At 73.4% G+C, this 12,870-nt stretch carries 11 protein-coding genes; 7 read left to right on the top strand and 4 right to left on the bottom strand.

The window, feature by feature from the left end:
- Nucleotides 1-129: 129 nt before the first annotated feature.
- On the bottom strand, nucleotides 130-795 hold the full coding sequence (locus ACH47X_RS18460; RefSeq protein WP_397405980.1) for a DedA family protein: 666 nt from the start codon (nucleotides 793-795) through the stop codon (nucleotides 130-132).
- Between the two features lie 74 nt (nucleotides 796-869).
- Nucleotides 870-1,307: an Lrp/AsnC family transcriptional regulator gene (locus tag ACH47X_RS18455; protein WP_397405979.1), complete on the bottom strand. Its 438-nt coding sequence runs from the start codon at nucleotides 1,305-1,307 to the stop codon at nucleotides 870-872.
- 102 nt (nucleotides 1,308-1,409) lie between these two features.
- Between ACH47X_RS18455 and ddaH the strand changes: the two genes are divergently transcribed.
- On the top strand, nucleotides 1,410-2,405 hold the full coding sequence (gene ddaH / locus ACH47X_RS18450; protein WP_397405978.1) for a dimethylargininase: 996 nt from the start codon (nucleotides 1,410-1,412) through the stop codon (nucleotides 2,403-2,405).
- Nucleotides 2,402-3,430: an ornithine cyclodeaminase gene (locus tag ACH47X_RS18445; protein WP_397405977.1), complete on the top strand. Its 1,029-nt coding sequence runs from the start codon at nucleotides 2,402-2,404 to the stop codon at nucleotides 3,428-3,430. The genes ddaH and ACH47X_RS18445 overlap by 4 nt, the downstream gene beginning before the upstream one ends.
- An 81-nt stretch (nucleotides 3,431-3,511) precedes the next feature.
- Here ACH47X_RS18445 and ACH47X_RS18440 read toward each other — a convergent pair whose 3' ends face one another.
- Nucleotides 3,512-5,014: a M81 family metallopeptidase gene (locus ACH47X_RS18440; RefSeq protein ID WP_397405976.1), complete on the bottom strand. Its 1,503-nt coding sequence runs from the start codon at nucleotides 5,012-5,014 to the stop codon at nucleotides 3,512-3,514.
- Nucleotides 5,011-6,219, bottom strand: a complete 1,209-nt coding sequence (locus ACH47X_RS18435) for an ROK family transcriptional regulator (RefSeq protein WP_397405975.1) — start codon at nucleotides 6,217-6,219, stop codon at nucleotides 5,011-5,013. Before ACH47X_RS18435 ends, ACH47X_RS18440 begins: the two co-directional genes overlap by 4 nt.
- A 252-nt stretch (nucleotides 6,220-6,471) precedes the next feature.
- Here ACH47X_RS18435 and ACH47X_RS18430 point away from each other — a divergent pair, with 252 nt between their 5' ends.
- From ACH47X_RS18430 to ACH47X_RS18410, 5 genes are read left to right on the top strand one after another with little or no spacing between them, the layout of a single operon-like run.
- Nucleotides 6,472-8,286, top strand: a complete 1,815-nt coding sequence (locus tag ACH47X_RS18430) for a peptide ABC transporter substrate-binding protein (protein ID WP_397405974.1) — start codon at nucleotides 6,472-6,474, stop codon at nucleotides 8,284-8,286.
- A 1-nt stretch (nucleotide 8,287) separates the two neighbouring features.
- On the top strand, nucleotides 8,288-9,325 hold the full coding sequence (locus tag ACH47X_RS18425; RefSeq protein ID WP_397405973.1) for an ABC transporter permease: 1,038 nt from the start codon (nucleotides 8,288-8,290) through the stop codon (nucleotides 9,323-9,325).
- On the top strand, nucleotides 9,322-10,158 hold the full coding sequence (locus tag ACH47X_RS18420; RefSeq protein WP_397405972.1) for an ABC transporter permease: 837 nt from the start codon (nucleotides 9,322-9,324) through the stop codon (nucleotides 10,156-10,158). Before ACH47X_RS18425 ends, ACH47X_RS18420 begins: the two co-directional genes overlap by 4 nt.
- Nucleotides 10,155-11,927, top strand: coding sequence for a dipeptide ABC transporter ATP-binding protein (locus ACH47X_RS18415; RefSeq protein ID WP_397405971.1), 1,773 nt, complete (start codon nucleotides 10,155-10,157; stop codon nucleotides 11,925-11,927). Before ACH47X_RS18420 ends, ACH47X_RS18415 begins: the two co-directional genes overlap by 4 nt.
- The gene (locus ACH47X_RS18410; protein WP_397405970.1) at nucleotides 11,924-12,814 is read left to right on the top strand and encodes an ROK family protein; all 891 of its coding nucleotides are present in this window, start codon (nucleotides 11,924-11,926) and stop codon (nucleotides 12,812-12,814) included. Before ACH47X_RS18415 ends, ACH47X_RS18410 begins: the two co-directional genes overlap by 4 nt.
- Nucleotides 12,815-12,870: the final 56 nt, after the last annotated feature.

The following is a 12,870-nucleotide window of genomic DNA, read 5'->3' as shown; positions in this document are numbered from 1 at the left end:
CCCTGCACGCCTCACCGCGCTGCCGGTTGATCGAACGGCGGATGCTGTTGACCGCCCGGGGCGACCTGTGGTCGGCAGAATGTCAGGTGGTCGGCACTCCGAGCTGCCGATCACCTGACGTTCTACCGATCACTCGGCCCGCGGTGCTTCCGCTTCCGCCTCGGCGTGCGGCCGGGTGGCCCGGTCGTGCCGCCAGGCACGGACGCCCGCGACCACCGACGCCGCGATGACCACGCCCGCCACGACGTAGGCGATGGGCCGCACCGACGGGTCGGACGCCGCGTAGTAGCCCAGCACGGTGATCAGCACCGCCCAGCTCAGGGCCCCGAAGATGTTCGCCGTCAGGAACCGGCCGTACGGCATGCGCGTCACGCCCGCTATCACCGGCACGAAGACGCGGGCCCAGGGCATGTACCGGCCGATCACCACGGACCACCAGCCGAACAGGTCGTAGAACCGCTCGGTGCGCACCACGGCGGCCTGCACCCAGCGGCCCCGGCGCGACTCGAGGTACGGCCGCCCGTAGCGGCGGCCCAGCACGAACGCGACCTGGTCGCCCGCCACCGCGGCGACGCCGACGCCGATCGCCAGCACCCAGATGTCGATGCGGTCCGTGCTGCCCGCCACGATGCCCGCGCCGAAGAGCAGCCCGTCACCGGTCAGGAACGGGATGAAGACACCGACGAAGAACGCGGTGCCGACGAACACGAGGCCCCAGACCACCAGGTAGAAGGCGAGGGGGCCGAGCACGTCGAGCCAGCCGGCGACGTCGTCCGAAACCGCGGTCCTGAGCATCGAGGGGGCCTCCGGTCCTGGGGGAACAACCTGGTTAGGACAGCCTAAGGCGTCGCGGGGGGTATCCCGCAGGGTCAGGCGCCCGGCCGGTCGATCACCCGGGACATCACCAGCGCCGTGCGCGTCTTGACGACGTGCGTGACGGTGCGGATGCGCTCGACCGTGCGCTCGATCTCTTCCATGCTCGTGGCCATGACGTGCACCATCGCATCGGCGTCGCCGGTCACGGTGGAGACGCGCACCACCTCGGGGATCGGTGCGAAGTCGCGCTCCAGCACCTTGGGGGAGACGATCCCGGAGCAGAAGATCTCGACGTAGCCCTCCAGGATCCAGCCCATCGCCTGCGGGTCCACGCGCACGGTGAAGCCGGAGATCTCCCCGCGGGCGATCATCAGGTCCACCCGGCGCTTGACCGCGGGCGCCGACAGGCCCACGACGCTGCCGACCTCCTGGTAGGTGGCGCGCCCGTCGCGCAGCAGCTCTCCGACGATCGCCCGGTTCACGGCATCCATGAACGAATCGTTCAATACAGCGAGCGATCACGCAAGAATCCGCGGCAGGATGCGCAACGGATGCGTGCCTGTTGTGAATCGGTGCGGCCTTAGCCTCGCGCCATGACGCAGACCACCGCGCAGCGGACCGCCACCCCGCGGCACTACCTCATGTGCCCGCCCACGTACTTCGACGTCGTCTACGCCATCAACCCGTGGATGGACCCGTCCTCGCCCGTCGACACCACCAAGGCGCTCGCCCAGTGGGAGGCGCTCCGCACGGCCTACGAGGCCCGCGGTCACAAGGTCGACGTCATCGAGCCCGAGCCGGGCCTGCCCGACATGGTCTACGCGGCCAACGGCGGCATCGTCGTCGGCGGGCGGGCGCTCGCCGCCCGGTTCACCTACCCGGAGCGCGCGGCCGAGGGCCCGGCGTACGACCGCTGGTTCGGCACGCCGGCCGCCGAGGGCTACCGCCGGCTCGGCGAGTCGGTCGAGATCATGGAGGGCGAGGGCGACCTGCTGCTCATCGGCAAGCTGCTGCTCGCCGGCACCGGCTTCCGCACCACGCCCGCCGGCCACGCCGAGGTGGCCGAGCGCCTGGAGCTCGCCGAGCAGGGCATCGAGCTGGTCCCGCTCGAGCTGGTCGACCCGCGCTACTACCACCTCGACACCGCCCTCTCCGTGCTGGACGACGGCGCCGTCTCCGGCGAGGTCGTCGTGGCCTACCACCCCGAGGCCTTCAGCCCTGCCGCGCAGGAGACGCTCCGCGAGCGGTTCCCCGACGCGATCCTGGTCGGCGCCGAGGACGCCGCCGTCCTGGGCCTGAACGTCGTCTCCGACGGGCTGCACGTCTTCCTCAGCGACCGCGCCGGCGCCTACGCCGAGGCGCTCAAGGAGCGCGGTTTCGTGCCGGTGGGCATCGACCTGTCCGAGATCTTCAAGGGCGGCGGCTCGGTGAAGTGCTGCACCCTCGAGCTGCGTCCCGAGACCACCACGCCGTCCGCCCTGCCCGCGCTGACGGGCACGGCCCTGGCCAGCGCCGTCGTCGCCAGCGCGGTGCTGGCCGACGCGGCCACCGCGACCGCCGCCCCCGCCACCACCGAGGAGACCCGATGACCACCGTCCCGTACCTCGACGTCGCCGCCACCGCCCGCTGGGTGGCCCGGCGCGGCCCGGAGGCCGCGATCGCCGCGCTGACCGACGCCCTGGACCGCGACTTCGCGCGCTGGCCCGAGCTCGACAAGCGCCCCCGCATCGCGTCGCACTCCCCGGAGGGCGTCATCGAGCTCATGCCCACCTCGGACGCGCAGACCTACGGCTTCAAGCTGGTCAACGGGCACCCGCTCAACCCGACCAACGGCTTCCAGACGGTCACGGCGATCGGCATGCTCGCCGACGTCGGCAACGGCTACCCGACGTTCCTCGCCGAGATGACGCTGCTCACCGCCCTGCGCACGGCGGCGACGTCGGCCCTGGCCGCTCGCTACCTGGCCCCGGCGAACTCGCGCACGCTCGCCCTGATCGGCTGCGGCTCGCAGGCCGAGTTCCAGGCCCTCGGCATGCGCGCGGAGCTGGGCATCGAGACGCTGCGCGTCTTCGACGTCGACCGTGACGCGATGGAGAAGCTGGCGAAGCACGCCAAGGCGCTCGGCTTCGACGTCGCGCTGGCCGACGACGCCGCTGACGCGGTGCGCGGCGCAGACGTCATCACCACCTGCACCGCCGACAAGCAGAACGCGACCGTGCTGCACGACGCCGACGTGACCGGCGGCGTCTTCATCAACGCGATCGGCGGCGACTGCCCAGGCAAGACGGAGCTGGACCCGGCGATCGTGGCGCGCGCGAGCGTCTTCGTCGAGCTGCCGGAGCAGACGCGCATCGAGGGCGAGATCCAGCGCCAGGCCGCCGACTTCCCGGTGACCGAGCTGTGGCAGGTCGTCACGGGCGCGGCGCAGGGCCGCCGGAGCCAGGACGAGCTCGTCGTGTGGGACTCCGTCGGCTTCGCCGTGGAGGACTGGACCGCGCTGAAGTTCGTGCTGGAGGACGTCACGGCCAACGCCCCGGAGCTGCTGCAGCACCTGGACCTCATCGCCGAGCCGACCAACCCGAAGGACCTGTTCTCGCTGGTCGCGGAGGCCTGACCCGCCCCACCAGCCCCGTTGAGTGCTGGATATTCGCCCTTCTGAGGCGCAGAAAAGGGCGAATATCCAGCACTCAACGGCTTAGAGGAGCTCGGCGCGGAGCTCCGGTTCGGCGTCGAAGGCGTGGAACGGGTGGGTCGGCGCCGTCAGGCGGTGGTGGCCCAGGCGCAGCAGGTCCTGGTCCACGCCGCCCGGGGTGAGCATGAGCATCCAGTCGGCCGCCATGTCGTACAGCTCGGGTTCCAGGTAGCCGATCTTGACCACGACGACGTCGGTGCCCCGCGGGTCCAGGCCCAGCACCGTGAAGTCGCGCTCCAGGTGGTACGGCTTGCGCCGCTCCGTGAGGATCACGCGCAGCCCGCCGACCCGGACGACGGCGACGATCCCGGCGTCCGGGTCGCCCTCGCTCACGTGCTCCACCACGCCGGTCAGCCGGACCGGGCCGTGCGGGCCGTCGTCGACCCGGGCGCCGGCCTCGACGTCGACCGGGGCACCCGCGCCGTGTGCGGCGAACACGGCGGCCACGGCGCGCGCCGCCGCGGGGTCGGGCAGGGACGCGTAGATCGCGCTGCGGCCGCCCTCCTCGGGCGCGGCCGCGAACGCGGGCTCCGCCAGGAGCCGCGCGAGCGTCCAGGTGACGTCGCCCGCGCCGCCCGCGGTCGGGTTGTCGCCCGAGTCGGACAGGAAGTACGGCCGCGCCGTGCTCGCCAGCGCCGTCGCGACGCACTCGTCGTACGGGGCGGCGGGCGCCACGAACGCGAAGTCGTCGCGCGCGTCCCAGTACTGCCGGGCGAGCTGCTCGGCCTCGCGCACGATCACCTCCTCGTCGTCGCCCGTGACGACGACGGCGGCGCGGCAGCTCGGCTCGTCGGCCCACGCGTACCCGACCCAGAGCGCCGCGTCGAGCACGCCGGGCAGACCGGCCACGCGCGCGACGTCGGCGTAGATCGAGGCGGCCGGATCGATGCGGGTGCTGGTCTTCTCGCCCGGCAGCAGCACGGGGACCTGCAGCCACGCCTTCTTCGGGGCGCCGCCCGACTCCAGCCGCGCGAGCAGGTTCGCGGCCGCGCGTTCGCGCGTCTCCCAGGCGTCCTCGTGCGGGGCCATGCGGTAGCAGGTGATCAGGTCGCTGGCCTGTGCGAGCTCCCGGGGCACGTTGCCGTGCAGGTCCATCGTCGCGCTGATCAGCGTCCCCGGCCCGACGGCGGCGCGCACCGCCGCGGCGAGGTCGGACTCCGCGTCGTCCCGCCCGACCACGGTCATGGCGCCGTGGATGTCGAGCAGCAGGCCGTCGTACGGTCCGTGCTCCTCCTGCTGGGCGCGCAGCGTCGCGACGATCTCGTCGCGCACCGACTCGTACACCTCGGCCGGGACGGCGCCGCCGGGCAGCGACCGGGCGTGCAGCACCCCGGTCCAGTCGGCGGCGTCGCGCAGCGGGGCGCCGTCGGACAGGAACGGGTAGTGCGCCACGAGCTCGGCGCTGCGGCGGAGCGTGAAGGCCTCCCACCCGGAACGGTGCGGGGAGAACGTGCTGGACTCGATCGACATGCCGGCGATCGCGACCCGCGGGCGGGGGTTGGTCATCGTGGTCCTTCCGACGCTGTGGAGGGGGTAGGGGAGGCGTGGGTGGCCAGCGCGTGCGGTACGAGCGTGTCCTCCAGCAGGCGGCCCACGCCCACGAGGTTCGCGTCGGGGCCCAGCCCGGAGGGCGCGATCACGAGGTCGCGGGTCATCAGCGGGTGGGCGCCCTCGTAGATCTGGCTGCGGATCGCGGAGACGAACGGCTCCAGCGTGGACAGCGCGCCGCCCAGGTAGACGGCGCCGGGGTTGAAGAAGTTGACCACCGTGCACAGCGCCGCGCCCAGGTGCCGGCCGGCGGTCCTGGTCAGGGTGGTCGCCACGGGCTCGGCGTCGCGCACCAGGGCGAGGACGTCGGCGGTGGCGGCCACGTCGTAGCCCTGCTCACGCAGCAGCCGCACGAGGGCCGCGCCCGAGGCCACGGTCTCCAGGCAGCCGCGGTTGCCGCAGGTGCACGGGGTGTCGCCACCGGCCGGGATGCGCGTGTGCGTGATGTCGCCCGCCGCGCCGCCCGCGCCGCGGTACAGCCGGTCGTCGACCAGGATCCCGGCGCCGATCGCGGTGCCGGCCTTGACCGACACCGAGTGCCGCGTGCGCCGGGCGTGCCCGAAGTGCTCGCCCACGGCCATCGCGTTCGCGTCGTTCTCGACCACGGCGGGCACGCCCAGGGCGTCCTCCAGCCAGGAGCCGACGTCGAACCCCGACCACCCGGGCATGCGCGACGGGCTGTCCAGGGCGCGCCGGGCGACGTCGACCGGGCCGGGCAGGCAGATGCCCACGCCGAGCAGCCGGCCACCGTCGGGCTGCGCGGCGGCCAGCTCCCGCAGCGCGGCGGTGACCCGAGTCAGCACCGGCCCGGGGCCGTCGCCGATCGCGAGGGCCACCTCGGTGGTGGTGGTCAGCTCGCCGCCGTGCGGCAGGATGCCGAGCCGGGCGTGGGCGCCCCCGAGGTCGACGACGCCGAGGTAGCCCGTGCTGCCGGGTACCCGGAGCGCGCGCGGCCGGCGTCCGCCGCTGGACGCACCCTCGCCCGTCTCCTCCAGGACGCCGGCGGCGAGCATCGCCTGCACCCGTTGCGAGACGGTGGACGGGGCGATGCCGAGCGACTCGGCGATCTCCTTGCGGGACCGGGCGCGGCCGCTGGACACGAGCACGAGAATCTCCCGCTCGAGCCGTGCGGCGGCCACCCGGGGACGCGCGGGCTGGGCCACGGGCCTCCTCCAAGTTCTTCCAGAACTTCTTTCAGGACGCGGAACAAGTTCCGGGCACGAGTCTGCACCACGCCGGGCGCACTCCGGACAGCTCGGCCTTTTTGCGGGACCGAATTAACAGTCTTGTTACGGAATTCGCATAGATCCGGGAAACTTCATACGTCTACGGTGCTCCATTATTCGGCTGGCGAAACAAGTGCCCGAGTCGCACAGGCTCCGGCGTCGTCGGCCCCGCAGACCAAGGAGACCCAGATGCGCACCACGCATGCCGGACGGGCCGTACGGCTCGCCGTCGGCGCTGCCGCCGCCGTCGCCCTCCTCGCCGGATGCTCGACGTCTTCGTCCGGCAGCGACGAGGCAGCCGCTCGCACCGACGTGAACTACGCCCTGCCCGCGAACGCGACCCCCAACTGGATCGTGCCCCTGGGCATCGCCGGAAAGCTCGCCACCCACAACTCCGCGATCATGCGCACCCTCTGGGAGCCGCTCGTGGCCTACGACGGCTCCGAGGGCGAGGTGGGGCGCGTGGCGAGCGCCGATCTCGCCGACGAGATCACCTTCTCCGACGACGGCCTGGTCGCCACCATCACGCTCGACGACGACCGCACATGGAGCGACGGCGAGCCCGTGACCTCGGCCGACGTGAAGTTCTGGTTCGACCTCGTCACGGCCAACACGGACGTCTGGGCCAGCTACTCCGAGGGCCGCATGCCCGACAACGTGACCGAGGTGGCCACCCCCGACGAGAAGACCGTCGAGCTCACCTTCGACAAGGTCTACAACCCGGAGTGGCTCCAGGCCTCGCAGCTCACGCTCGTCGTGCCGCTGCCGGCCCACGCCTGGGCCAAGGCCGCCGACGGCGACGAGCCCGACCCGGCGCTCGCCGAGACCGAGGACGGCGCGAAGGCGATCTTCGACTACCTCGTCGGTCAGAGCGAGGACCTGTCGACCTACGAGTCCAACCCGCTGTGGCAGACCATCAACGGCCCCTACTCGCTGACCGGGTTCACCGACAGCGGCCAGGTCGAGCTGACGAAGAACGCGAAGTACGACGGTGACGACGCCGCCTCGATCGACACCGTCAACCTGCTGCCGTACACGTCCACCGACGCCGAGGTGAACGCCGTCCGCTCCGGCGCCGTCGACTACGGGTACATCCCGACCACGGGCCTGGACGCGCCGGAGCAGTACGAGCAGCTCGGCTACGCCGTCGAGCCGTGGGCGGGCTGGTCCATCACCTACCTGCCCTACAACTTCAACCACCCCGAGCTGGGCCCGGTCTTCCGCCAGCTCTACGTGCGCCAGGCGTTCCAGCACCTGGTGGACCAGGAGCAGATCTCCGACGTCATCTGGAAGGGCGCCGCGTTGCCCGGCTACGGCCCCGTGCCGCAGAACCCCGAGAGCGACTTCCTCTCCGAGGAGCAGAAGGCCAACCCGTACCCGTTCGACCCGGAGGCCGCGGCCGCGCTGCTGGCCGACCACGGCTGGACCCCCGGGGCCGACGGCGTGCTGGAGTGCACCCGCCCGGGCGACGGCGACGACGAGTGCGGCAAGGATGTCGAGAAGGGCCAGCAGCTCGCGATCACGATCCTGACGCAGAGCGGCTCGGCCGAGACGGACAACATGTTCGCCGAGATCAAGTCGACGTTCGAACAGGCCGGCGTGGGCGTGACCATCGAGAGCGCGCCGCTGAACACCGTGCTGTCCTCCATCGCGCCGTGCACCGCCGACCAGGCGGACTGCGACTGGCAGCTGCCGTTCTTCGGCACCGCCGGGAGCTGGTACTTCGGCGGCTACCCGAGCGGCGAGCGCGTGTTCGGCACCGGCGCGGCCTCGAACTTCGGCTCGTACTCGGACGACACCTTCGACACCCTCATGCACGACTCCACCGAGAGCACCGACGCGTCGGTCATGCAGGAGTACTCGACGTTCGGCGCCGAGAACCTGCCGGTCATGTGGCTGCCGAACCCCGTCTACCAGGTCTCGGTCATCAAGGACGGGCTGGAGGGCACCACGCAGGACCCGCTCGCCAGCTTCCACCCGCAGCGCTGGAGCTGGGCCGGCTGACATGACGACAGCCATCCCCGCGACCAGCGGGGCCGTCGAAGCCGGAGCCGCCGCGCCCGCGCCCGTCAGGGCGGCCCGCGGCGGCTTCGGCCGCTTCCTGATCCGGCGCGTGCTCCAGGCGCTCGTCGTGATCCTCGTGGTCAGCGTCATCGTGTTCGCGCTGCTGCACGCGCTGCCGGGCGGACCCGCCCGCGGCGTCCTCGGCCAGCAGGCCACCGCGGAGCAGATCGCCGCGTTCGAGGCCGCCAACGGCCTGGACCAGCCCGTGGTGCTCCAGTACCTCTCGTTCCTGGGGCGCTCGCTGACGGGCGACCTCGGCGAGTCCTACCTGCTCAACCAGTCGGTGTCGGACGCGATCGCCCTGCGCCTGCCCAAGACGCTGCTGCTGACCGGGCTCTCGCTCGTGGCCGCGGTGCTGATCGCCGTGCCCGTCGGCGTCTACCAGGCCGTGCGCCGCAACCGCGCGGTCGACTACTGGCTCTCGACGCTGGCGATCGTCGCCTACTCGACGCCGACGTTCTTCCTCGGGATGCTGCTGATCCTGCTGCTCAGCCAGACCGCCGGGCTGTTCCCGGCGGCGGCGCCGCAGGGCACCGGGATCGCCGAGGTGCTGGCCCAGCCGGACGCGCTCGTGCTGCCCGTGCTCACGGGCGCGGTGCCGATCGTCGCCACGTTCAGCCGGTACATGCGGTCGGCCACGCTCGACAACCTGGGCGAGGACTACGTGCGCACGGCCCGCGCCAAGGGCACCGCCCACCGCCGCGTGGTGCTCCGGCACGTGCTGCGCAACTCGCTGACGCCCGTGGTCGCGATGCTCGGCTACTACCTGCCCGTCATGTTCGGCGGCGCCCTGGTGGTGGAGCAGCTCTTCAACTACCCCGGCATGGGGCTGCTGTTCTGGAGCGCCGCGCAGAGCAGCGACTTCCCGGTGCTGCTCGGCTGCGTGCTGGTCATCTCGGTCGCCACCGTCGTGGGCTCCCTGCTGGCCGACGTCGTCCAGGCCGTCCTGGACCCCCGCACCCGAGGAGGTCTGCGATGACCGGGCTGCGTCGTTTCACGAGGAACCGGCTGGCCGTCGTGGGCGCCGCCGCGCTCGCCGCGCTGGTGCTGTTCGTGCTGGTCGGGCCGCTCGTGTACCCCACGGAGCAGGTGGCGACCGACCTCGGCGCGGCCAACCTGCCGCCCGGCGTCGGCGGGCACCCCCTGGGCACGGACGCGCTCGGCTACGACAACCTGGGCAGGCTGATGGTCGCCGGTCAGGTCTCGCTCCTGGTCGGGGTCCTCGCGGGGGCGCTCGCCACCGTGGTCGGCACCCTCTGGGGCGCGGTCGCCGGGTACGTGGGCGGCGCCGTCGACGTCGTCATGATGCGCGTGGTCGACGCCGGTATCGCGATCCCCGCGATCTTCCTGCTGCTGGTGCTCTCCACGATCGTGCGGCCGACGGTCGGCATGATGATCGTGGTGCTCGGCCTGGTGTCGTGGCTGGTCCCGGCCCGGCTGATCCGGGCGGAGGCCCTGTCGGTGCGCACCCGCGACTACGTGGTGGCGGCCCGCGCGATGGGCGCCTCGCACGGCCGCACCGTGCTGACGCACGTCATCCCCAACACCGTGGGCACCGTGGTGGTCAACGCGACCTTCCAGGTGGCCGACGCCATCCTGCTGGTCGCCTACATCAGCTTCCTCGGGATGGGCGTGCAGCCGCCCACGACCGACTGGGGCGCGATGCTGAACGACGGCATCAACTACATCTACCAGGGCGCCTGGTGGCTCATCCTGCCGCCCGGCCTAGCGATCGTCGTCGTGGTCTGCGCCCTGAACTTCGTGGGCGACGGGCTGCGGGACGTCGTCGACGTGAAGGGGAGGACGGCATGAGCGACGTCGTACTGCGCATCCGGGGCCTGGACGTCACCTTCACCACCGGCTCCGGGGACGTGCCCGCGGTGCGCGGCGTCGATCTCGAGGTAGGGCGCGGCCGGGTGGTCGCGCTGGTGGGCGAGTCCGGCTCGGGCAAGAGCGTCACCTCGCTGTCCGTGCTCGGGCTGCTGCCCTCGACCGCGCGCGTCACCGGCTCGGTCGAGCTGGCCGACGGCGGCGCGGTGCGCGACGTCGTCAGCACGCCCGAGGAACGGCTTGTGGACCTGCGCGGCCGCGTGGTCTCCATGGTGTTCCAGGAGCCGATGACGGCCCTCAACCCGACCATGACGCTGGGCGACCAGATCGCCGAGGCGGTGCTCAACCACGAGCGCGTGCCGCGGGCGGTCGCGCGGGAGCGGGCCGTGGAGCTGCTGCGGTCCGTGGGCATCCCCGAGCCGGAGCGGCGGGCGGGGCAGTACCCGCACGAGCTGTCGGGCGGGCAGCGGCAGCGCGTGGTGATCGCGATCGCGCTGGCGTGCGAGCCGCAGCTGATCGTCGCCGACGAGCCGACGACGGCGCTCGACGTGACCGTGCAGGCCGGGATCCTCGACCTGCTGCGCGAGCTGGTGGCGCAGCGGGGGACGGCGCTGCTGCTGGTCACGCACAACATGGGCGTCGTGGCCGACCTGGCCGACGAGGTGGCGGTGATGAGCGGCGGCCGGATCGTGGAGCACGGGCCGGTGGAGCAGGTGCTGCTGGCGCCGGAGCACGAGTACACGCGGGCGCTGCTGGACGCTGTGCCGGCGGTGCCACCGGCGAGCACGACGACTCATCACGGGTCGAGCGACCGCGGGGCGGGGCCGACGGGCGATGGCTCGACCGGTGGTGGGGACGAGGCCGACGACCCCCGCGAGGTCGTGCTCGACCTGCGCGGGGTCAGCCTCGACTACCGGGTGCAGGGCCGCCACGTGCGCGCCGTCGAGCGCCTCGACCTGACCGTGCGCGCGGGCGAGATGCTGGGCCTGGTCGGCGAGTCCGGCTCGGGCAAGTCGACGGCGGGCCGCGCCTGCCTCGGCCTGCTCACGCCGTCCGAGGGCGAGGTGCTGCTGCTCGGCACCTCCGTGGCCCGGGCGCGCGGCCGGGCCCGGCGGCGTCTGCTGGCCGACGTCGGCGTGGTGTTCCAGGACCCGGGCGGGTCGCTGGACCCGCGCCGGCTCGTCGGCGAGTCGATCGCCGAGCCGCTGGCGATCCACGGCCGGGACGGGCGGCGGCTGACCGCGGCCGAGAAGCGGGCGCGGGTGCGCGAGCTGCTCGACGCCGTGCGCCTGCCCGCGGGCGCGGAGCGGCGCTACCCGCACGAGTTCTCCGGCGGGCAGCGCCAGCGGATCGGCCTCGCCCGGGCGCTCGCGCTGCGGCCGCGCCTGCTGGTGGCCGACGAGCCGACCAGCGCCCTCGACGTGTCCGTGCAGGCCGAGGTGCTCCAGGTGCTGCGCGACCTGCACGCAGAGCTCGGGTTCGGCTGCCTGTTCATCAGCCACGACCTGGGCGTGGTGCATGAGCTGACCGACCGCGTGGCCGTGCTGCGCGCCGGGCGCCTCGTGGAGAGCGGCCCGACGCCGGAGGTGTTCCGCGCGCCGCGCGAGCCGTACACGGCCGAGCTGCTGGCCTCCGTGCCGACGCCGGACCCGGCGGCGCAGCGGGAGCGGCGCGCGGCCCGGCAGGCGCTCGCGCCGGTGCCGGGTGCGGTGGCGTCGGGCGCCGCCCCGGCCCCCGGGGCCGCGCTGTGACGGGCGGACCCACCGCGGGCGTCGACATCGGGGGCACCAAGATCCGGGCCGCCGTCGTCACGGCGGACGGCGCCGTGCTCGCCTCGGCGACCGCGCCGACGCCGTCGGGCGGGGCGGCGATGCTGGACGTCGCGGCCGGGCTCGTCGAGCGGGCGACCGCCACGGCGCGCGTTCGGGTCGCGGCGGTCGGCGTCGGCGCGGCGGGGGTCGTGGACCCGGTGACGGGGGAGGTGCTCGCCGCGAGCGACTCCTTCGTCGGCTGGGTCGGCACCGACCTGCGGAGCGGGCTCGCGGCCCGGACCGGCCTGCCGGTCACCGTGGCGAACGACGTCGACGCGTTCCTCGTGGGCGAGGCGACCTGGGGCGCCGTCCGAGGTGTGCGGTCGGCGGCGGGGATCGCGCTCGGGACCGGCGTCGGGGGAGCGCTCTGGCTGGACGGCGCCCTGTACCGGGGCGCGGGGGCGGCGGGGGAGATCGGGCACGTGCCCGGGTTCGGCGATGCACGGTGCACCTGCGGGCAGCGCGGGCACCTGGAGACGCTGGCGTCGGGGCGCTCGGTGGAGCGGCGGTACGGGGAGGCCGTGGCGGCCGCCGTCGGCGCGGCGGAGATCGAGGCCCGGGCACGGGCCGGGGACGCGGACGCCGCGCGCGTGCTGGCCGACGCCGGGCGCGCGGTCGGGTCGGCGGTGCTCGTGCTGGCGGCGCTGCTCGACGTCGGGCACGTGGTGGTGGGTGGCGGTCTGGCCCACGCCTGGGACCTGCTGGAGCCCGCGATCCGGGCTCGGCTGGACGACGAGCCGCCCGTGTCGGGGCACCCGGTCGAGGTGCGCCGGGCGGTCCTGGGCGGCGACGCGACGGTGGTGGGCGCGGCGGCGCTGGCGCGATGACTGTGCTTTCTGGCGCACATGACATCGGTCGGTCGCCCTGAGACCGGTCATTCAAC

It is taken from the genome of Promicromonospora kroppenstedtii (assembly GCF_044389675.1).
GTDB classification, from domain to species: Bacteria; Actinomycetota; Actinomycetes; order Actinomycetales; family Cellulomonadaceae; genus Promicromonospora; species Promicromonospora kroppenstedtii.
The sequence above is the reverse complement of the archived record's forward strand: the minus strand, read 5'-3'. Positions and strand labels throughout refer to the sequence as shown.

What these genes read in the sequence shown, in the direction of transcription:
- ACH47X_RS18460 (WP_397405980.1), bottom strand. Translation starts at nt 795, where the DNA reads ATGCTCAGGACCGCGGTTTCGGACGACGTCGCCGGCTGGCTCGACGTG.
- ACH47X_RS18455 (WP_397405979.1), bottom strand. Translation starts at nt 1,307, where the DNA reads ATGGATGCCGTGAACCGGGCGATCGTCGGAGAGCTGCTGCGCGACGGG.
- ddaH (WP_397405978.1), top strand. Translation starts at nt 1,410, where the DNA reads ATGACGCAGACCACCGCGCAGCGGACCGCCACCCCGCGGCACTACCTC.
- ACH47X_RS18445 (WP_397405977.1), top strand. Translation starts at nt 2,402, where the DNA reads ATGACCACCGTCCCGTACCTCGACGTCGCCGCCACCGCCCGCTGGGTG.
- ACH47X_RS18440 (WP_397405976.1), bottom strand. Translation starts at nt 5,014, where the DNA reads ATGACCAACCCCCGCCCGCGGGTCGCGATCGCCGGCATGTCGATCGAG.
- ACH47X_RS18430 (WP_397405974.1), top strand. Translation starts at nt 6,472, where the DNA reads ATGCGCACCACGCATGCCGGACGGGCCGTACGGCTCGCCGTCGGCGCT.
- ACH47X_RS18425 (WP_397405973.1), top strand. Translation starts at nt 8,288, where the DNA reads ATGACGACAGCCATCCCCGCGACCAGCGGGGCCGTCGAAGCCGGAGCC.
- ACH47X_RS18420 (WP_397405972.1), top strand. Translation starts at nt 9,322, where the DNA reads ATGACCGGGCTGCGTCGTTTCACGAGGAACCGGCTGGCCGTCGTGGGC.
- ACH47X_RS18415 (WP_397405971.1), top strand. Translation starts at nt 10,155, where the DNA reads ATGAGCGACGTCGTACTGCGCATCCGGGGCCTGGACGTCACCTTCACC.